Source organism: Virgibacillus ihumii (assembly GCF_902726655.1).
In the GTDB taxonomy this organism is placed as follows: domain Bacteria; phylum Bacillota; class Bacilli; order Bacillales; family Amphibacillaceae; genus Lentibacillus; species Lentibacillus ihumii.
This window is the reverse complement of sequence record NZ_CACVAN010000001.1, coordinates 3480463-3500770: the sequence shown is the minus strand read 5'-3', so window position 1 is coordinate 3500770 and position 20308 is coordinate 3480463. Positions and strand designations below refer to the sequence as shown.

At 42.1% G+C, this 20308-nt stretch carries 17 protein-coding genes; 4 read left to right on the top strand and 13 right to left on the bottom strand.

Features of this window, described 5'->3' with window-relative positions; all coding sequences use genetic code 11:
- Positions 1 to 61 precede the first annotated feature (61 nt).
- The gene (locus tag HUX68_RS17215) at positions 62 to 1072 is read left to right on the top strand and encodes an LCP family protein (RefSeq protein ID WP_174615952.1); all 1011 of its coding nucleotides are present in this window, start codon (positions 62 to 64) and stop codon (positions 1070 to 1072) included.
- A gap of 55 nt (positions 1073 to 1127) precedes the next feature.
- Here the strand turns inward: HUX68_RS17215 and mbcS are convergent, their stop codons facing one another.
- The 6 genes from mbcS to HUX68_RS17185 form a co-directional block, all read right to left on the bottom strand.
- Positions 1128 to 2702 (bottom strand): acyl-CoA synthetase MbcS, encoded by a 1575-nt coding sequence (gene mbcS / locus HUX68_RS17210; RefSeq protein ID WP_174615951.1) that lies wholly within the window; start codon positions 2700 to 2702, stop codon positions 1128 to 1130.
- Between the two features lie 162 nt (positions 2703 to 2864).
- Complete coding sequence (locus HUX68_RS17205; protein WP_174615950.1) at positions 2865 to 4910, bottom strand: catalase; 2046 nt, start codon at positions 4908 to 4910, stop codon at positions 2865 to 2867.
- Between the two features lie 210 nt (positions 4911 to 5120).
- A complete protein-coding gene (pdaA, locus tag HUX68_RS17200; protein ID WP_174616515.1) occupies positions 5121 to 5885 on the bottom strand; it encodes a delta-lactam-biosynthetic de-N-acetylase in 765 nt (254 codons plus the stop codon).
- An 87-nt stretch (positions 5886 to 5972) separates the two neighbouring features.
- The gene (locus HUX68_RS17195) at positions 5973 to 7283 is read right to left on the bottom strand and encodes a Na+/H+ antiporter family protein (RefSeq protein ID WP_174616514.1); all 1311 of its coding nucleotides are present in this window, start codon (positions 7281 to 7283) and stop codon (positions 5973 to 5975) included.
- Positions 7284 to 7492: 209 nt separating this feature from the next.
- Positions 7493 to 8287: a YfkD famly protein gene (locus tag HUX68_RS17190; protein ID WP_174615949.1), complete on the bottom strand. Its 795-nt coding sequence runs from the start codon at positions 8285 to 8287 to the stop codon at positions 7493 to 7495.
- A 63-nt stretch (positions 8288 to 8350) separates the two neighbouring features.
- Entirely contained in the window at positions 8351 to 8743 is a 393-nt protein-coding gene (locus HUX68_RS17185; protein WP_174615948.1) for an OsmC family protein, read from the bottom strand.
- A 139-nt stretch (positions 8744 to 8882) separates the two neighbouring features.
- Here HUX68_RS17185 and HUX68_RS17180 point away from each other — a divergent pair, with 139 nt between their 5' ends.
- Positions 8883 to 10049: an MFS transporter gene (locus HUX68_RS17180; RefSeq protein WP_174615947.1), complete on the top strand. Its 1167-nt coding sequence runs from the start codon at positions 8883 to 8885 to the stop codon at positions 10047 to 10049.
- Positions 10050 to 10326: 277 nt separating this feature from the next.
- Positions 10327 to 12258, top strand: a complete 1932-nt coding sequence (locus HUX68_RS17175) for a heavy metal translocating P-type ATPase (protein WP_174615946.1) — start codon at positions 10327 to 10329, stop codon at positions 12256 to 12258.
- Positions 12259 to 12283: 25 nt separating this feature from the next.
- Here HUX68_RS17175 and HUX68_RS17170 read toward each other — a convergent pair whose 3' ends face one another.
- The 6 genes from HUX68_RS17170 to HUX68_RS17145 form a co-directional block, all read right to left on the bottom strand.
- Positions 12284 to 13105 (bottom strand): YihY/virulence factor BrkB family protein, encoded by an 822-nt coding sequence (locus HUX68_RS17170; protein WP_174615945.1) that lies wholly within the window; start codon positions 13103 to 13105, stop codon positions 12284 to 12286.
- A 20-nt stretch (positions 13106 to 13125) separates the two neighbouring features.
- Positions 13126 to 13440 carry a YtxH domain-containing protein gene (locus HUX68_RS17165; RefSeq protein ID WP_174615944.1) on the bottom strand — a complete coding sequence of 105 codons (315 nt, stop codon included), beginning with the start codon at positions 13438 to 13440 and terminating at the stop codon, positions 13126 to 13128.
- A gap of 19 nt (positions 13441 to 13459) precedes the next feature.
- Positions 13460 to 13930 carry a low molecular weight protein-tyrosine-phosphatase gene (locus tag HUX68_RS17160; protein WP_174615943.1) on the bottom strand — a complete coding sequence of 157 codons (471 nt, stop codon included), beginning with the start codon at positions 13928 to 13930 and terminating at the stop codon, positions 13460 to 13462.
- Between the two features lie 54 nt (positions 13931 to 13984).
- Positions 13985 to 14653, bottom strand: coding sequence for an SOS response-associated peptidase (locus HUX68_RS17155; RefSeq protein WP_174615942.1), 669 nt, complete (start codon positions 14651 to 14653; stop codon positions 13985 to 13987).
- 20 nt (positions 14654 to 14673) lie between these two features.
- Positions 14674 to 15669 (bottom strand): glutaminase, encoded by a 996-nt coding sequence (locus HUX68_RS17150; protein WP_174615941.1) that lies wholly within the window; start codon positions 15667 to 15669, stop codon positions 14674 to 14676.
- Between the two features lie 604 nt (positions 15670 to 16273).
- The gene (locus tag HUX68_RS17145; protein ID WP_174615940.1) at positions 16274 to 17116 is read right to left on the bottom strand and encodes a CAP domain-containing protein; all 843 of its coding nucleotides are present in this window, start codon (positions 17114 to 17116) and stop codon (positions 16274 to 16276) included.
- Between the two features lie 422 nt (positions 17117 to 17538).
- Here HUX68_RS17145 and mreBH point away from each other — a divergent pair, with 422 nt between their 5' ends.
- Positions 17539 to 18546, top strand: a complete 1008-nt coding sequence (mreBH, locus tag HUX68_RS17140; protein WP_174615939.1) for a rod-share determining protein MreBH — start codon at positions 17539 to 17541, stop codon at positions 18544 to 18546.
- Between the two features lie 151 nt (positions 18547 to 18697).
- Here mreBH and HUX68_RS17135 read toward each other — a convergent pair whose 3' ends face one another.
- Entirely contained in the window at positions 18698 to 20137 is a 1440-nt protein-coding gene (locus tag HUX68_RS17135; RefSeq protein WP_174615938.1) for an MDR family MFS transporter, read from the bottom strand.
- Positions 20138 to 20308: the final 171 nt, after the last annotated feature.

Below are 20308 nucleotides of genomic sequence, written 5' to 3'. Positions count from 1 at the left end.
TTTTCCGAAATCAGCATTTTATAAACATAACTATTGATCAAACATATTAGGGGGAGATTGGATGGATGAATCCAGATTAAATCGCAGAAGGCATAAACGTAAATCATGGAAGAGACCTGTCCTGCTAATTATTCTTTTACTATTATTACTGGTTGCTGTGATTGTCATTTATGCCGCTTATCAAGGTTTTCAGGCTGCGGAAGAAGCATATAATGGTTTGGATCGCCCCGGTGAAAAATCAGCATTGCGAAATGAGCCTGTCACCATCGGCGAAGATCCCATCTCCCTATTATTAATCGGCGTGGAGACATACGCAACAGATGGTCAAAACGGCCGTGCCGATACATTGGTCGTTGTTACACTGAATCCTGAGACTAACAAGATGACAATGACATCGGTTCCCCGTGATACACGGGTAAATCTATCAGCCGAAGCAGTTGGCCAGTATGCCGGATTTCATAAAATCAACGCTGCCTATACGTATGGTTCCATCACCGGGTATGGTGGTAATAAACTGACGGTCGAAGCAGTTGAAGATACGCTTCAAATACCGATTGACGAATACATTGCAGTTAACTTTAAAGGATTCCGCAACATCGTAAACGCCCTTGGCGGGGTCACCCTTAATATTAAGAAAGGTTTTTGGGAGAAAAATATTTTTAACAATAACAAACGAATCTATTTTGAAGAAGGAAAAACAACGTTGAATGGCGAAGAAGCGCTTGCATTTGTACGGATGCGTAAGCGAGATGTCAACACTGTTTATTCACGGGATGAACGGCAGCGGCAGTTTATTCAGGCTGCGGTGGACAAAGCAATATCTGTCAGAACCTTATTCAATCTTGGAGAGATTTCAAATATCCTTGGCAAAAATGTCGAGACCAGTCTCAGACCAATGGAGATTTTTAAACTGATGCGAACTTATGCGTCACTAGATTCGTCACAAATTCAAACCATTGAAGTCGAAGGGTCCGACCAGCGTGTAGGTGGATCGGTATATTTTATTCCATCTGAAGAGGGATTAAATCAGGCAACGGGTAAATTGAGGGAATCGCTTGGTATATCAAAATAACAAAAAACCCAAGCACAGCTGCCAGCTGTACTTGGGTTTTTCACCTATATCATCTCTACTGTTTCGCTTTCTCCTTTTGTCGTAACTCTACACGCCTGATCTTTCCGGAAGTCGTTTTTGGCAGTTCGTCAATAAACGCTATTTCTCTCGGATATTTATACGGCGCTGTTGATTGCTTCACATGATCCTGAAGTGTTTTGACCAGTTCGTCATTGCCGTCAACACCCGGACGCAATACAACGAATGCCTTCACAATATTCCCGCGAATTTCATGCGGACTTGCGACAACCGCACATTCCTGAACAGACGGATGTTTGACGAGGGCATCCTCTACCTCAAATGGGCCAATCGTATAGCCGGAACTGATAATGATATCATCACTGCGGCCTTCAAACCAGAAATATCCTTCTTCATCTTTGGATGCCTGGTCACCGGTAATATAATAATCACCGCGTCTTGACATGCTTGTACGCTCTGAATCTTTGTAGTACTCACGGAACAATGCCGGACAATCCAGCTTCACTGCAATGTCACCAACTTCACCGGCAGGCAAGGGATCACCGTTTTCGTCAACGACCTCAACATCGTTGCCCGGAGTCGGTTTCCCCATTGCGCCTGGTATTACCTTCGTATCTTTCATAAAACCGAGCAATAACGTATTCTCGGTTTGACCATAGCCGTCACGAACGGTTACATCAAAGTATTTCTGGAATGTATCAATCACTTCCCTGTTCAGCGGTTCACCTGCCGAAACTGCGCTGTGCAGCGCCGGGAGCTGATAATCATCGAGATTGTCCACTTTAGCCATCAGCCGGTATTCCGTTGGCGTACAACATAATACATTGATGTCCTCGTCCTGCAGCAATCCCAAATATGTCTTCGGATCAAATTTACCATTATAAACAAAACCGGTTGCACCCGCACCTAATACGGACAGGAACGGACTCCAGATCCACTTTTGCCAGCCTGGCCCTGCAGTCGCCCAGACTTTATCTCCTTCATTAATCGAAAGCCAGTTTGCCGAGGCGGTTTTCAGATGTGCATAGCCCCAGCCATGTGTATGTACTACGCCTTTTGGATTTCCCGTTGTTCCGGACGTATACGGTAAAAATGCGATGTCATCGCTTTTTGTATCAGCCATTTCCAGCTCGTCCGATGCATTTTCTTTCAAATCATCAAGACTGTGCCAACCATCGACCTGTTTTCCGACTGAAAATAACGTTAGATCATCATATTCTTTTATATCTTTATACTGATCAACGAAAGGATAGTAGCTGACAACACCGCTGACTTCCCCGTGGCTAACACGGTATTGCAGGTCTTTTGTTTTCAGCATTTCTGAGCTTGGAATAATAATTATTCCGGTCTTCAGCGCTGCCAGATATGTTTCATATGCTCCAATCAACCGGGGGATCATAACCAGAATTTTGTCCCCATGTTTCAAGCCCTGTTCCAGAAAAACATTCCCAATCTTGTTTACATTTTTTATTAATTGATCATACGTAATTTCTTTTGCGTCACCTGCTTCATTTTGCCAAATCAATGCTTTTCGGGCAGGATCTTTTGCAAAACGCTCCATTTCCATCACAATGTTGTAGTCTTTCGGAGCAATCAAATCTTCCCTGTTCATGCTATCAACTCCAATTCTTGTGGATAGTTCCATTATAGCAAACGTTCGGAATATTTGAAACGAAAGACATAGGATCTAACTACCCACGGTGATATGTACAGTAGAAAATAGGAAAAAAGCGGGGGCCACATACCTGGACCCTCGCTTGTCCATGCCTCATCTTCACACATTCCTATTCCAATGGCGATGTTGAGACACTGCATCCACATATGCAGAAAGAAATTGTTCCACATCTTCACCCGTTACGACACCGGCAACATCCGTAATACCCGCTTCATGAAGGATAGCGATACCCTCACCTGTTGCACCGATTGGTTTATAATGATTGAACATTTCGGTTACAAAATAGCCTGCTTGTTTTTGGAAGTTGGCATCCGTTTCTGCACCGCCAGCTACATACACTGCATCAAACAGTACGGGATGTCCCGTATCAAACGTGCCAACGGCCTCAATTTCTGTGCCATCATCACCGTGGATTTTGCCCAGTTTGGAGCTAATCACCGTTGGATACGTCTTATTTTCTTTCAATCCATCCAGCACTTTTTGCACTGCTTCACCAGTAAATCCATCATCAAGTAAAACCCCAATTTTCATCGTATCCGGCTTATTGACCGTATTTGCCTGACTGAGTGCCGGTGAAGATTTGGTCACATTCGATCCTCCTTCCGTCGGGACTTGTACACCAATATTTGCAGCAACCTCTTGAGAGAGTTCCAAATTAATATTCGTAATCATATTCACTACCTGCTGGCGGATAGATTTGTCATTCACCATACCGAGCTCAAAGCTAAACGCTTCTTTAATATGCGTTTTTTCCACATCTGTCATGCTGTTGTAAAATAGTGTGGCCTGTGAGAAATGATCTTTAAAGCTTTCACTTCTGGCCTGGATCTTACGTCCGTCGACTTTTTCCTGATAATGGGCATAGCCCCCTTCCGCTTCTGTTGCAACAGATGGTGTATTGCTGGCAATGGAATTGTTGTGATAGCTTGTCTTGCCTACATTGATTGTCTGTCTTCCATAGCCATCCCGTTGATTGTTATGGAAAGGGGAGACTGGCCGATTAATCGGCAATTCGTGGAAATTCGGTCCGCCAAGCCTGATCAACTGCGTATCCGTATAGGAAAACAAGCGCCCCTGCAGTAATGGGTCATTGGAAAAATCGATGCCGGGCACCACACTTCCCGGGTGAAATGCCACTTGCTCTGTCTCAGCAAAAACGTTGTCAACATTGCGGTTGAGTGTCATTCTGCCAACCACTTTAACAGGCACTTCTTCTTCCGGCCATAATTTCGTTGGATCTAATATATCAAAATCAAATTTGAACTCATCTTCTTCCGGAATGACTTGTACTCCTAGTTTCCATGAAGGATAATCACCATTTTCAATCGTCTCGTGGAGGTCCTGCCGGTTAAAGTCCGGATTCTTTCCATTTATTTTTTGGGCTTCATCCCACACTGTGGAGTGAACACCTAGCTCTGGTTTCCAATGGAATTTAACAAAATGGGATTTCCCTTCTTCATTGACCAAACGGAAAGTATGCACACCGAAACCTTCCATCATCCGTAAATTCCTCGGGATTGCCCGGTCCGACATAAGCCACATGACCATATGTGCAGATTCCTGATTATTGGCGATAAAATCCCAAAAAGTATCATGTGCCGAAGCTGCCTGTGGATACCCCGTATCCGGTTCTGGTTTGACGGCATGGACAAAATCAGGAAACTTAATAGCATCCTGGATAAAAAATACCGGCATATTATTGCCAACTAAGTCGAAATTACCTTCCTCTGTGTAAAACTTCGTTGCAAACCCCCGGACATCCCTCGGAATATCCGCAGAGCCCTTCGATCCGGCAACCGTAGACATTCGTACAAATACAGGAACTTTCGAACCTGGTTCCTGCAAAAATTTCGCTTTCGTGTATTCTTTCATTGATTCGTAAAGTTCAAACTCGCCATGAGCTCCATATCCTCTTGCATGCACAATCCGTTCAGGAATACGCTCATGGTCAAAGTGCGTCATCTTTTCGCGAAAATGAAAATCCTCCATTAAAGTTGGACCACGTTCCCCTGCTTTGAGTGAAAATTCATCTTCAGAAACCTTCAGCCCTTGATTGGTCGTCAGATGCTTATCACGATCATCGCTGCGAAACTGTTCGAGCTGTTCGTTCTTGCTATTTACATTCCTTTTATTTTCTTCACTCATACTTCCCCTCCTTGTTATCACTGTATGGATGTTTTCTATTAAAACGTTTTCCCAACAAAAAATTTTCCAAAACATGTGGAGGGGAATTGTCTCTATTGTAATTTTTCTATACTTCCAGTAACGGTGCCCGTCAGATGACTGACCTGGCCTTGATAAGAAATCCAATCACAAAAAAACTGCCCAAATCAATTGAGTTGAGCAGTCCTTACATTAATATCCAAACACAGGTCGTGGCAGCATATCTTTCATTACCAGATAATCAAGGCTTTTAAATTTATAGCCCTTCTCCTTCAGTGAGGTAATAACTTTGTCGAGTGCCTTGGCATTATCCGATGACACCGTATGCAGAAGTACGATCGCACCGGGATGGATTTGTTCCATAATATTTTTATACGCATATTTCCATCCTTGTTGATGATCCGTTTCCCAGTCCTTAAAAGCAAGCGACCAGAAGATGTGGATATAACCTAATTCATTTGCCCATTCCAACGTGTCTTCATTAAACATCCCTCTTGGCGGCCGCAAATATTTCATTTCCTCCTGATCCGAAACTTCGGCAACCGCGTCCTCCAACGATTCCAATTCTTTTCTCATTGACTTCTTGGTGACCGTTGTAAAATCAGGATGATGATAAGAGTGATTCCCGACGATATGCCCCTCGTCTACTATCCGTTTCACCAGCTTCGGTTTGCTTTCCACATAGTGTCCGGTAACAAAAAATGTTGCTGGTACGTTTTCTTTTTTCAACACATCCAGAATATTATCGGTATAACCTTCTTCGTAACCATTATCAAATGTCAGATAAATCACTTTCTCGCCGGAATTATCGGCAAAATAAGCCCCATATTTATCAAGAAGATCCTTGTACTTACCGATTTCCGGTATTTTATTTTCATTGTTTTTCTTGTAACCCCAGCCAAAGCCGCTTTCAGCAGATACCTGGCCAGCGAAAAACAGAAAAGCAAAGAAAAACATGATGATGGAAACAGAAATGAACGATTTCCGCAAGACAACTCACCTCATTTTTCCTTACTTTTACCTAAATCTGCACATGCTATTCAACTATAATACCATAGCGCCGATCCATCCTAAGATGAACAGCGGAATGTTATAGTGTAAAAAAGTCGGTACGCAAGTATCCCAAATATGGTGATGCTTACCATCGGCATTTAAGCCTGATGTCGGTCCGAGTGTACTGTCTGATGCCGGTGACCCTGCGTCACCCAGCGCACCTGATGTTCCGATCAGTGTTGCAATTGCCATTGGCGAAAAACCTGCGGCAAGACAAATCGGCACAAACAATGATGCGATAATCGGAATTGTTCCAAACGATGAACCAATCCCTATTGTGACAATTAGACCAACAAGCAGCAGAATCAATGCAATTAATCCTTTATTGTTATTCAGAGTACCAGAAGACGCTTCGACCAATGCATCCACTGCCCCGGTTTCAGTAAGGATGTGACCATAACCGGATGCGACAAGCATAACAAAGGCAATTGTCCCCATCATGGCAATCCCATCCGTCATAATCTGATCGCCATTTCCAAACGGAACAGCGACAAGTGCAAACATTAATATCAGTCCGGTTAGTGCGCCCGCTACAAGATTTTGTGAAACAAGCTGAACGACTAAGGCTCCGGCAATTGCCACTAAAGTCATGAAGTGCTTACGGTTAAATGTTACCTTTTCCAGTTGGGGGGCTGTAAAATTAACCTCTCCACCCCCTGCGCCGGGTTTTGCTACACGATCTTTCCGGTAGGTAATGAATACCGCAATCAATAAGCCGATAATCATCCCTGATCCCGGGATAAGCATGGAAAGGGCTGTTTCCGTCATGGTAATTTCCACACCATTCTGTTCCATCCCTTTTACAATAATTCCGTGAAAAATCAGTCCGAACCCTGCAGGGATCATAATATATGGCGCTTTTAACCCGAAGGTCAATGCTGACGCTACAGCACGCCGGTCCAATTTCATATCATCAAATACTTTTAATAATGGCGGTATTAATATTGGTATAAATGCAATATGAACTGGTACCAGGTTTTGCGAAAGTGAAGCAACACCGGCAATAACGAGAACCATCATCGTTTTCTTTCCTGTCAATACCCTTATTAAAAAATTGACAAGGATAGCGGTAATCCCCGTATAACTGATTGCCACTGCAAAAGCACCAAGCAGGATATAACTCAGAGCCGTTTCCGCTTGTCCTCCCATTCCGCTGATCATCATATCAATTGATTCTATAATCGACTGCCCTGATAATACACCAGCCGTTATTGCCGCGATGATGATTGCCAACACCACATTAACCCGCAATAAGCTGAGTATTGTCATTACCAGAACAGAAATAACCACAACCCATTCCATCATTTTTCCCCTCTCTAGCGAAACTATCTTTAACACTTCATTATGATAAAGCATTAAAGTGAGGAAATCAACCCTTTTCTTACATATTTCATTTTAACCAATTCATATGGTGGTTTGGTTGTCACCTAGCATTTATGCAGTAAGAAAAGGTTTTATTCTTTCTCAACTGTCCAAAAAACCCGCCTGCAACGGGCGGGTTTTTCGTAACATTATTTCATCTGAAAAGAAAATGAAACATAATCCTGAATTGGAATCCAGGCGCCAATTCCCTGCTTGGTTACATTTTTAACAACAATTGCTTTATCTGGACCTTTCAGCTGAAAGTAAACTTCACCAAAGGTTACACGCCCCTTTTCATTAACAGCTGGAGCATAAGCCTGCAAAACGCCAAACTTTTTAGGCGGGATAACGTAGGAGTTATCCTTCTTTGTTTCCTTGCCAATTACAGTACTGTATGCTAGTGGAAGCTCAATCTTCTCTTTTGCTTCCAAAAGCATCATTTTCTTAATATCATCAGGGTTGGCAATTTTATTTGTCAGAGCACCGGTGATTTCCTTTTTCTTATGCTGTGTATAATGCAGCTTTTGCTCAGATTCCCCTCCCCTGTTGTTCATTTCGTTTGTATTAATTTTTTGATACTCCCAATTAATGTTCGTTTCCTGTGAATCGTAATTCAGCGGCCATCGACCGATATAAACCATCCCGCGGTATCCAAATGCAATCGGGGACGGGTTTATCGATGTTTCATTAAGCATTTTTATCAATTCGGGATTTTCAATCGGTATATCGACTTCTGCTATCATTTCTTTGGTAAACTCGCTTGGCTCCACTATTTCCTGATCCTCGGTTGAGTTCGGGTACGTATTTTCTTTCGATATGTTCAAAACATGGCTTGGAACCTTCGTGTCATCTTCTTCCTTCTGCTTTTCTTTACCGAAGACAGAAAAAGGAAGTGATAATATCAATGCGGATAAAATCAAAGTGATAAACGTACTTTTTTTCATGTATCCCATTCCTTTCCTTTTGGCTTAGTTTTTTCGGACACATGAAATTTATACGCCGTAAATTTACTCGCTTAATTCAATTGCTTCAATCGTCTCCTCGATATCAATGGAACTTTCCACAGAACGAACCATTGAACAGTTTTGCCGTGAAAGTTTCAGGTTCTTTTCCAGTTTGTCATAATTCAAATGACGGCCTTTTACGGTATAATGCAAGACAATCTTTTCAATTCTGTTCGCTTCTTGCGGATTCCTTTCAACCTCAGCGGAAATAATAAGATCTTCAAAATCAGTCCGCTGTTTAGCAAGAATCTTGCGGAAAACAGACCCACTGCAACCGGCAATCGAGGCAACCATCAACTGGAATGGTCTGAATCCATATTCCTCATTTCCGGATACCGCCAATTCTCCATAATCCAGCTTTGTGTGCATGCCCTGGTCCTTCAAATAAAACTCCATTATACCCGCTCCTTTTCATTGATCTTTTAGAACATATATATCCATTATGACTATCATGGTAAACAATTGTATTGAAGTTTAACAAAAAAACAATTAGATTGAAAGAATGAGCACTTTTGCATTGTTAGGGGGATAATATATGGTGTCGGTAAAAACCAGATTCTGGATCCTGATTTCGCTCGTATCCATTTCGGGATTCTCACAAGGAATGCTCCTGCCGCTGCTGGCAATCATTCTGGAGCAAAGCGGTGTATCATCGTCAGTCAACGGACTCCATGCCACAGGATTATATATCGGGGTACTGTTGGCCTCCCCTTTTATTGAAAAACCGATGCGCAAATACGGATTCAAACCCGTGATTCTTGTTGGCGGTGCACTGGTAATTATCTCCCTGACGTTATTTCCTTTTTGGCAGTCTCTCTGGTTCTGGTTCGTGCTGCGGGTGACCATAGGAATTGGAGATAATATGCTCCATCTCGGTACGCAAACATGGATAACGACAACTAGTCCCAAAAATATACGCGGCAGGAATATTGCCTTTTATGGCTTGTTTTTCGGACTTGGATTTACGGTCGGACCCTTAATGACAAAGTTGCTTTCGATTAACGAAGCACTTCCTTTTTTACTGTCAGCATTATTGAGCCTAATTGTCTGGTCAACCATGTTCTTCGTACGGAATACATGGCCGGAAGCGGATGAGTCAATCAATACGGGGACATCCACTTCCATGGGCCGATTCATTCAGACAGGTAAAATCGCTTGGGTAGCGCTTCTTCCGGCATTTGGGTATGGTTTTCTGGAAGCAACCCTTCATGGGATATTTCCGATATATGGTTTGCGGATAGGACATAATGTGGACATTCTGGCCCTGATCATTCCATGTTTTGCCGGCGGCAGCCTGATTACGCAAATCCCATTGGGCGTTTTAAGTGACCGTTATGGCAGGAGGACGATTTTGATTGGTGTTCTCACACTTGGCATCGGCAGTTTTCTTCTGGCAGCATTTATGGAGACATCCGTAATCGGCTTATTTGTTTCGTTTGCATTGGCGGGCATGTTTGTCGGCTCACTGTATTCATTAAGTATTACATACCTTTCAGACATCCTGCCGTCCTATTTGTTACCGGCCGGGAACCTGATGACCGGAATTTCGTTCAGTCTTGGAAGTATTACCGGTCCGTATTTAGGAGGACTGTTTATTGAATTTGTCCCTGAGGTTTCCTTCTTTTACATGATTGCAGGTGTGCTGGTACTGATCCTGATTGCTACCTACTTTAAAAAAATTCCTGAATTACAGCATAGTTGACACTCGATAACGGGTGTCTTTTTTATTGTATGGTTGTTCAAACCCCTGTCAGTGTGAAATTGGCGGCGGCGTCTCCCGAGTTTGTGCTGCTCCCTCCCGACTTCACGGCAGTCTCTCCCGAGTTTGTGATGCTCTCTCCCGACTTTGTACCATTCTCTCCCGAAATTTACAATTATCAACAATTAGGCGTAATTACGTATTGACTTTATTAATTATAATGGTAATATAATAATTAATATTTATTTATAATAATTATAATCTAGGGAGGTAACAATACATGTCAACTGGCTCGGAAACATTGCAGTCCTCTAAAAATAATCCGCTTCAACCGTTTTTGAATACATCATTTTTTTCTCGTGTTTCACCGCACCTGGAATTAATCGCAGCTTTATTCAGCGGTTTTCTGATTCTGGTGACATGGCTTCTTGGTGATCGTCTGTCAGATACATTGTGGGTTGTCCTCCACTTAATCGCATTTGTGGTCGGGGGCTATGCCAAGGCAAAAGAGGGAATCCAGGAGACCATCGCAAACAAGGAACTAAATGTCGAAATGCTGATGATATTTGCAGCAATTGGTTCAGCAGCTATCGGATATTGGACGGAAGGCGCAATTCTGATATTTATTTTTGCATTATCCGGAGCACTGGAAACCTATACGATGAATAAAAGCAATAAGGAAATTTCCGCATTGATGAATCTGCAGCCGGAGCAGGCACTATTAATTTCGAATGGAAAGGAAAAAATTGTACCTGTATCCGAGTTGGAAGTTGGAGATATCATTTCAGTAAGGGCGGGAGAGCGGATCCCCGCTGACGGCACTATCATGAAAGGAACTACTGCAGTAGACGAAAGTGCGATAACCGGAGAATCGATTCCGGTGAGTAAAATAAACAGTGAAGACGTATATGCCGGCACCGTTGCACTTGATGGATCGATTTCCGTAAATATTACCAAACCGGCCAATGAAACACTCTTTCAAAAAATCATCCAGATGGTCCAATCAGCACAGGAAGAAAAATCACCATCACAACTCTTTATCGAGCGTTTTGAAGGTACGTATGTAAAAGTTGTGCTGGCTGCAGTTGCAGTTATGATGTTTCTCCCAACCGTTTTGTTTAATTGGACATTGTCGGAAAGCATTTACCGGGCCATGATTCTGCTCGTTGTTGCATCACCGTGTGCCCTTGTTGCATCGATTATGCCTGCCACATTATCGGCCATTTCCAACAGTGCCAAGCACGGCGTGTTATTTAAAGGTGGAGTTCATGCCGAAAACTTAAGCCACATGAAAGCAATCGCATTTGACAAAACCGGTACTCTAACAAATGGAACACCTGAAGTAACGGACCTGTATATCAGCCCCAACACCGATGAAGAAGATGTCCTGCTTCACACTGGTGCCATTGAAAAAGAGTCTACCCATCCGCTGGCAGAAGCCATTACAGCGAGAAGCGGCAAACTGGATTTATCAAAAGTGAATGTACAACACGTTAAAACATTAAGCGGAAATGGCATTACTGCAGTTGTCAACGATGAAGCGTGGAAAATCGGAAAAGCCGGATTTGTTGGCGAAACCGAGGCAAATGCATTTCAGAATGGTATTGCTGAAAAACTCGCTGCAGAAGGAAAAACAATTGTATTTGTAAAACGAAATAATCATATCATTGCACTGTATGCGCTAAAGGATACCATCCGGACGGAGGCCAAAGAAGCAATCAAAACGTTGAGGAAACACGGTATTCATACCATTATGCTGACTGGTGACAACGAAATAACTGCAAAAGCGATTGCAGCTGAAGCCGGGATTGATGATTATATTGCAAAATGCCTCCCGGAAGAAAAAGTGGACCATGTAAAAGCATTGCGGGGTAAATATGGCAATGTCGGAATGGTTGGTGATGGCATCAATGATGCACCCGCACTGGCAACTGCCAACATTGGAATTGCCATGGGAAAAGGAACAGATGCTGCACTTGAAACGGCAGATGTTGTCCTTATGAAAAATGATTTGCCGAAAATAACAAATGCGATTCATCTGTCGGAACGGATGAACCGCATTGTTAAACAAAATGTCATTTTCTCCATGAGTGTCATCCTTTTATTGATTGGTTCGAACTTTCTGCAGATTCTGGACTTACCATTAGGTGTTTTTGGCCATGAAGGCAGTACCATCCTGGTCATTTTAAACGGATTGAGATTACTGAAATAGCTGTCATATCGATGACAGCTATTTTTTAATCTGCTAAATTATTTTTCCGCAACACCGCATTAATGAGACCGCCAATTAAAATAATAATTCCTGTCAGATAAAACCAGATCATCAACACAATGACAGTTCCCAGACTTCCGTATGTTGCTGCATAATTGCCCATCGAATTAACATAATAAGAGAATGCTAGTGATACGAGCTGCCAGCTGACTGTTGCAAACAATGCACCCCAGACTGCATATTTGAAATAAACCTTTCTGTTGGGAGCAAGTTTATACAGCGCGATCAGAACAATAAAGAACGTTATGGATGAAATTACCCATCTCAATGTTTCCCATACATTCAGAAAACCTTCCGACAGGCCGACAAATGTAAAAAGAAATTCCCCGATAACCTTTCCGAAAACCGGCAGCAGAAATGCCATACAAATCACAAAGAACATGGCCAGCGTTAATATGACCGCGATTAACCGGGATACAATAAAAGAACGGTCCTCTTCAACTTCATATGCGTTATTGAGTCCCTTCATAATCGCATTGATCGCATTTGATGCAGACCACAATGTACCGATTATACCAATAGATAACAACGAGCCGTTGCGATTATTGACAAGTTCACTGATATTTTCATTAATCAAATCAGCAATTTCACCTGGAGCATACGTCGCTATTAACTCTATAATGGCCTGATCATCAATCGGAACGTATCCGACAAGTGTCATTAAAAATAATAAAAAGGGAAAAAGGGATAACAGGAAAAAATAAGCAAGCTGAGCCGCAGTTCCAAACACATCATGTTCCGTAATTTGTTCAAACAGCTGCTTTCCAAACGTTTTCACTTTTTCCATATTCCATCATCCCCATGAATTTATTTTGACGAATCATCAAGTTGCTTCTGGTTCTCTTGCTTTTTATTCACATACTTGTCAAGCGAGCTTTCCACCTGATCAAGTGCTTTTAAAGCATTTTCTGTTCCACTCGTCAATTTTTTATTAAAGGAATCAAATCTGATTCGGGCTGTTTTAACTGCGTCTGACGGATGTTTCGCATAATATCCTGACCGGTCTTTGACAACACCCATCTTGTGTTTTGTATAGTCTCTTGTATCACGATTGAATAACGATACAAGTCCACCTGCAATCGCCCCCGCGATGACTCCGATAAATAGTTTCTGTTTGCCCATCTCTGTTTCGCTCCTTTAACTATATGTTTTTTTCCTTTTTTATATTATCCAATAAACCATTGCAGCCTTTTGATACTAATTCATACGTGTAATCAAAATTGCCTGTAAAGTATGGGTCAGGTACATTTTCATTGTCAGGATCTTTTACAAAATCCATCAGTTTCGCAATCGTGACTTCGCTCATTTCGTCGTTTATATTGCGAAGATCACGAATGTTTTGATCATCCATTGCGATAATGTAGTCAAAATCCCGCCAGTCAGTTGAATGTACCTGTCTTGCTTTCATATCTTTGTAGGAAATATGCAGTTTGTCCAGCATGTCTCTGGTGCCCTTGTGCGGCGGTTCCCCGCTGTGCCAATGCCCAATTCCTGCAGAATCAACCGTTATTTTATCTGAAAGATTATCCTGTTGCACAAGGTTGCGGAATACAGCTTCCGCCATCGGTGATCTGCAGATATTTCCCAGACAAATAAATAAAACCCTTATCATACCAAAATCTCCTTATCTTTTCTTTACCCATTCATTCAAGGTATAAACGCCCTCCTATTCTGCCAGTGGTTCAATACATGCGGCATCATTATTTTTGGCCGCATTTACATATGTATCCACATTATAAGACGTAAACGTGTCGGCTTCCAGTGTTTCCAAAAAATGATGCCATACATTCACATCACGTTCAGGCGATGCAATCCACTCGTCTTCTTTTTCCTTTGGCAGTATAATTGGCATGCGGTGATGAATCTGCTGCATGTACTCATTCGCGTCTTTTGTAAGAATCGTACAAGTGAACAGTTTTTTATCCTCGTGTTGCCATTGATCCCATAGACCCGCAAAAGCAAACAGCTTCCGGTCAGCCAGCTGAATGCGCTTCGGCTGTTTTTCTTTCCCATCCCGTTTCCACTCATAAAAGCTGTCTGCAACAATTAAGCAGCGTTTGCGGGCGATCAGCTTTTTAAAACTTGGCTTTTCATGTGCTGTCTCGCTTCGGGCATTAATCATTTTGTAGCCGATTTTTTCATCTTTTGCCCATGATGGAACTAGCCCCCAGCGTAAATATCCGGCCCGCTTTTTCTTTCCATCATGGATGATTGCCAGCACATTCTGTCCGGGTGCAATGTTAAAACTTGGTTGATACGATTCAATCGGCTGTTCCAGGTCAAACTCGCGTAAGATTTCCACCTCATCTGCCAATAATGTGTAACGTCCGCACACGCTTATTCCCCCTTATCATATTAGAATATGCTTAAGTCCCACTGGCTCGCAATGTGCCTCAACAGCCGTATTCCAGCAATACTGTTGCCTCTATCATCCAGTGCCGGCCCATAGACACCGATCCCGCAGCCTTCCAGAAACGGCAGCTCCTCGTCACGTACTCTTGGAGGTACTGCAGCTATGATACCACCAGACACCCCACTTTTCGCAGGAATTCCCACATAAGTGGCAAATTTTCCTGAAGCATCATACATACCACATGTTAGCATAAGCGCTTTGGCAATTCTTGCAACCTGCCTTGGAATAATTTCTTCCCGCGATTCCGGATCAATTCCATCATTGGCGAGAATTAAGCCGATTTGTGCCAAATCATTAACGGTTACTTCAATTGAGCACTGCTTAAAATAAGTCTCCAGGGTAATATTTAAATCCGATTCAAGAAAGTCGGTCTCCAAAAGATAGTAGCCGATTGCCCTATTCCGTACAGAGGTATCACGCTCGGATTCATACACATCAACATTGATTGCCGGACGGTAACCGAGCATTTTCGTGAGCAGTTCAAAGATTGGTTCCATCTTTTCATCGGATGTACGTCCTTCCAGAATGGATGAAACGGTAATGGCACCTGCATTAACGAGCGGATTAAACGGTTTTTTTACCTGCCGCATTTCCAGGTGCATGATGGAATTAAATGCTTCGCCGGTCGGTTCCACATCCACTTTATCAAGCATATAGGCAACCCCGCGTTCCATACATGCCACAATAAAACTGAGCACTTTGGAGATACTCTGGACCGTGAACGGTGATTCTATGGCACCAGAACTGATTGTCATTCCGCTCTTTCCGATAATCGTAATACCAAGATCATTCGGATCGGCTTTTTGCAGTTCAGGAATATAGGATGCCACCTTTCCGTCGCCTGTTTTATTATGGTAAAAAGCCACCCAGTCATCAACATATTCCTGGAGCCATTCTTCTGTCTGCTCCGTATTCCAGTTTGCTGTCCCCTGTACCATACCATCCACCTCACTTTTAGTATACAACTTTATTGAAATGTTCCACGTATTAATTATGTTTCCCATTGTTATGCTGTAAAATGCTCAATGGCGTTAAGAATTAATGTTTCACCCTTGCTCCATTGCGCGATATTCCATTCTGACGCGCGATTTTGTTATGAACAATATATCGGTCAATAACGATAATATATCTCAACCGCCATTTCTTAATAAAAACCTGGCATGCCTCGGTTTATAGCAAGTGCCGAATTTTTTCATATACGCTTAGTTTCTGACGTTATAAAAACATACTCTTTTCACATAAATCAAGCCGGAGCAATAATATTGAAGGAAAATTTGCCCGGACTCCATAACGATTATGTGTTTTTCCCGTGAAAAAGCCTTCCACTGGTTTTGATAATTTTCACTAATGCAGACCTATGAATAAATTCCACTGATCTACCGTCATCAAACCACTTAATAGGGTGTTTTAGGATGATCGTACCTCTAAAGAATTTTTATGGCGAATGCCTAGTTGCACTTATGCAGTAAGAAACTTAATTGCCAAAAAAAGTGCTGATCCACATAAGATCAGCACTTTTCAATCTTTCTATTAATTCATTTCTTATTTGCCAATGAATTGCTGTGTCCAATAATTTCCATTCTCCACATATCCTACACCAATATGAGTGAAGCTTTCATTTAGAATGTTTGCACGGTGGCCTTCACTGTTCATCCAACCGTTCACAACCTCTTGTGGAGTTTGTTGACCCCTAGCAATGTTTTCGCCTGCAGTTTTGTACGTGATACCGAATTGTTTCATCATGTCAAACGGTGAACCGTACGTTGGGCTATTGTGGGAGAAATAATTGTTTTCAGCCATATCACGGGACTTCTCACGGGCTACTTTACTCAATTCAGTACTGATTTCAAGCGGTTCCAGCCCGCGTTCAGTACGTTCCTGATTCGTCAATTCAACAACTTTCTTTTCATACTGGCTCAACTGATAAGCTTGGCTGTTGTTTTGCTGTTGCTGCTGAGTTGTTTGATTCTGTTGTTGTGTTTGCTGCTTTGCAGGTGCCTCTGTTTGCTCCTGTTGAGGTGCCTGTACTTGTTCAGCTGGTTCTTGTTGTTGTTCAGACTGCTTATTCTGCTCAGGCTGTGCCTGTTGATCTTGCTGCTGAGTATTCTGTTCTGGTACAGGTTGTTTTGTTTCCTTTTTTGGTTCAGGTTTTTCCTGCTGTGCAGTGACCTGTTTATTGACATTAACTTTCTCCCAGTCGACATTACCGAAATATTTATTCAGGAAATTATCTAATTCCTTTTTTGAAAACTGGAAGCAATCACTGTTTTGTTGTGATTGATTTTGAGATTTATCTGTATTTGCTGAAGCATCAGTGGTAGTTTGAAAAGCTCCACCAAATAAAACTGCCGCAGAAACGGTTGTTACTACTAATTTGTTTAGCATCTATCTTGTCACCTCTCCTGTGTTTTTTAATTTGCAAAATCATCATACCATGTGGTTCGTGTAATAATTTTGGAAGCTATTACCATCAATAGGATTAAGTTCAGAAACTGCCATGAAATAAGACCTGAGACATAGATTAATAGGAAAATATACTTTTTAAAGGGTAAAATTGGAAAAAAGTATTCCTTGACAATTGTTGAATGAAGGCTGTTATATTACAAAAACAGTAGAATTGTAATAAAAATGTTACTTGAATTTTTGTAATCAACTGTTCTATTGAAGTACCGTCAAACCAATATATGTAAGATGTTTATTTACCCCCAGAAAGTATGGTAAAGTATAGAATAAATATAATGAATTTCTATATCTTGTGTCGTTTATGAGCTTAATAGAAAATAGTTACATCATTGGAGGAACTTGCTATGCTATCAACTGCTGAAATTGGAATTGATTTAGGTACTGCAAATATACTTATATATTCAAAGACAAAAGGAATTGTTTTGAATGAGCCGTCTGTAGTTGCAATTGATATGAACACCAAAAATGTTGTCGCCGTTGGGTCGGAAGCAAAGGAAATGGTCGGGAAAACGCCTCAGAACATTGTACCGATCCGCCCATTACGGGATGGTGTGATTGCTGACTACGATGTCACCGCGCAAATGCTGAAGGAATTTTTGAAAAAAGTCAGCAAAAAAATGGGACTTTCCATGCGTAAGCCGACAGTGGTTGTATGTACACCATCCGGAAGCACAACCGTTGAACGCCGCGCCATTCACAATGCTGTAACCAGTTACGGGGCTAAACATGTCCATTTAATAGAAGAACCCGTTGCAGCAGCAATCGGTGCGGATTTGCCTGTAGACGAGCCAATTGCTAATGTAATCGTCGATATTGGCGGCGGTACAAGCGAAGTGGGCATCATATCATTTGGCGGAGTAGTTTCCTGCAACTCCATTCGTACCGGCGGGGATAAGATGGATGAGGAAATCACCCATTATATCCGTAAAAAGTATAATATTTTGATCGGTGAGCGGACAGCAGAAAATATTAAAATGGAAATTGGCCATGCCTATGAAGATCATAAGGAAGAAACAATGGAAGTACGCGGCCGCGACATGGTAACCGGTCTTCCAAAAACTGTGTCCGTTTCCTCTAAAGAAGTATATGCTGCCTTAAACGAATCGTTGGATAAAATCCTTGAAGCAATCCGAGCAACACTGGAGAACTGCCCGCCTGAATTAAGCGGGGACATTGTTGACCGCGGAATTGTTCTGACCGGCGGCGGGTCATTATTAAACGGAATGCAGGACTGGCTGTCAAACGAAATTATCGTTCCGGTTCACATTGCACCGAACCCGCTTGAGTCAGTTGCCATCGGAACCGGTAAGGCGCTTAAAATGATTGGCAAATTACAAAAAGCAGCTAAATAATACCAAAAAAATCCAACAAACTCTCAAGTGCATTTACTAATTATTGAAATAAGCTTCTCTTTTCCAGAAAAGAGCCTGTTTTTGATTAATCTTTTTCAAAAACGGGCTCGCTTTTTTTCTGGTGTCTCATGTTAGTTCGATAATCATACATTTATTTACTTTCCTCTTTGTACTTATCAATTTCTGTTTCCCCTGCTTCCTCAGCAGGCGGATAGGTTCTTTTAACAAAAATAGATAAGATAATCCCAATGAACGATAAAACAACAATCACTAAAAAAGCGACATTTACTCCGTGAATACCCGGGTTCGATATCGACGGGCCTTGCTGAGCGTTTTGCGCAGCCATCGTCATAATCGTAACGAGAATTGCTGTTCCGACAGATGCTGCAATTTGCCGCATCGTATTGTTCATAGCTGCACCATGTGGTATCAATTTTTGCGGCAATTGATTCAATCCTGCTGTTGTCACAGGCATCATCACCATTGAGAATCCAAACATGCGAACAGCATACATAACAATCAGGAACGTGAGTGTCGTTGTTGTGCCGAGGAACCCAAAAGCCAAAGTTGCGGCAGTCATAATAATCAAACCAACAAGCGACAACATACGGGCACCGAACCGGTCGAAAATTCGTCCTGTAATCGGCGACATGAATCCGGAGATAAGAGCGCCGGGAAGAAGGACGAGTCCGGATTCCATGGCAGTGAAACCTCTCATGTTCTGCATATAAAGCGGTATTAGAGTTTCCGATCCAATCAACCCAAGGAACGAAATCATGCCAATTATTGTTGTAATGGTAAACATGTTATATTTAAATACCCTGAATTCCAGCATTGGCTGCTGCATGCGCAATTGCCGCATTACAAAAACGGCTAGGGTAAAGGAACCAACTGCAAGAATGGCAATGGTCCGTCCACTATCCCATCCATAGTTTCCGGCACTTGAAAAGCCAAACAAGAGTCCGCCAAAGCCGACAGAGGATAAGATAATCGATGGAATATCGAGTTTCGGATACGTTAGCTCGGTTACATTCCTTAAAATGAAATACGCAATAAAAATAATTAAAATGGCTAAAGGTAAAATAAGTAAAAATAAGAATCTCCAGGAATAATGATACGTAACCCACCCGGACAAAGTCGGTCCAATAGCCGGTGCAAAAGAAATGACAAGTCCGATGTAGCCCATTGCTGCTCCACGTTTATTAACAGGGAAAATTAACAGGAAAACCGTCTGCATGAGCGGCAGCATAATCCCTGCTCCTGCTGATTGAATAATTCTTCCGGTCAGCAGAACAGCGAAATTTGGAGCAAGCCCGCCTACAACAGTTCCAACTGCGAATACACTCATCGCAGTCATAAAAAGCTGACGGGTTGTAAACCGTTCAATCAAAAAGGCAGTGATTGGGATCATAACCCCATTAACAAGCATAAAGACCGTCGTCAGCCATTGAGCCGTATTGGCAGAAATATTCATTTCCTTCATGATTGGAGGAATGGCTGTTATCATTAGTGTCTGATTTAAAATTGCAATAAATGAACCCGCAAGCAGAAGGGCAGCCATTAATGTTTTGTTATAAGGTTGCGACGTCATTTTTATCCCCCTACTTTCACCAATAAATCATTTAACTTTCAAATTATACTCGGTGTGAGGACATCTTACAACCATTTAATTTAGCTTTTTCCCTCCGCCTCGTATATACAAGTTTTCTGTCGACAATAAGAATTTTTCTGTCAAAAATGAAGGATTTTTACGAGCAATATT

What these genes read in the sequence shown, in the direction of transcription:
- HUX68_RS17215 (WP_174615952.1), top strand. Translation starts at nt 62, where the DNA reads ATGGATGAATCCAGATTAAATCGCAGAAGGCATAAACGTAAATCATGG.
- mbcS (WP_174615951.1), bottom strand. Translation starts at nt 2,702, where the DNA reads ATGAACAGGGAAGATTTGATTGCTCCGAAAGACTACAACATTGTGATG.
- HUX68_RS17205 (WP_174615950.1), bottom strand. Translation starts at nt 4,910, where the DNA reads ATGAGTGAAGAAAATAAAAGGAATGTAAATAGCAAGAACGAACAGCTC.
- pdaA (WP_174616515.1), bottom strand. Translation starts at nt 5,885, where the DNA reads ATGTTTTTCTTTGCTTTTCTGTTTTTCGCTGGCCAGGTATCTGCTGAA.
- HUX68_RS17195 (WP_174616514.1), bottom strand. Translation starts at nt 7,283, where the DNA reads ATGGAATGGGTTGTGGTTATTTCTGTTCTGGTAATGACAATACTCAGC.
- HUX68_RS17190 (WP_174615949.1), bottom strand. Translation starts at nt 8,287, where the DNA reads ATGAAAAAAAGTACGTTTATCACTTTGATTTTATCCGCATTGATATTA.
- HUX68_RS17185 (WP_174615948.1), bottom strand. Translation starts at nt 8,743, where the DNA reads ATGGAGTTTTATTTGAAGGACCAGGGCATGCACACAAAGCTGGATTAT.
- HUX68_RS17180 (WP_174615947.1), top strand. Translation starts at nt 8,883, where the DNA reads ATGGTGTCGGTAAAAACCAGATTCTGGATCCTGATTTCGCTCGTATCC.
- HUX68_RS17175 (WP_174615946.1), top strand. Translation starts at nt 10,327, where the DNA reads ATGTCAACTGGCTCGGAAACATTGCAGTCCTCTAAAAATAATCCGCTT.
- HUX68_RS17170 (WP_174615945.1), bottom strand. Translation starts at nt 13,105, where the DNA reads ATGGAAAAAGTGAAAACGTTTGGAAAGCAGCTGTTTGAACAAATTACG.
- HUX68_RS17165 (WP_174615944.1), bottom strand. Translation starts at nt 13,440, where the DNA reads ATGGGCAAACAGAAACTATTTATCGGAGTCATCGCGGGGGCGATTGCA.
- HUX68_RS17160 (WP_174615943.1), bottom strand. Translation starts at nt 13,930, where the DNA reads ATGATAAGGGTTTTATTTATTTGTCTGGGAAATATCTGCAGATCACCG.
- HUX68_RS17150 (WP_174615941.1), bottom strand. Translation starts at nt 15,669, where the DNA reads ATGGTACAGGGGACAGCAAACTGGAATACGGAGCAGACAGAAGAATGG.
- HUX68_RS17145 (WP_174615940.1), bottom strand. Translation starts at nt 17,116, where the DNA reads ATGCTAAACAAATTAGTAGTAACAACCGTTTCTGCGGCAGTTTTATTT.
- mreBH (WP_174615939.1), top strand. Translation starts at nt 17,539, where the DNA reads ATGCTATCAACTGCTGAAATTGGAATTGATTTAGGTACTGCAAATATA.
- HUX68_RS17135 (WP_174615938.1), bottom strand. Translation starts at nt 20,137, where the DNA reads ATGACGTCGCAACCTTATAACAAAACATTAATGGCTGCCCTTCTGCTT.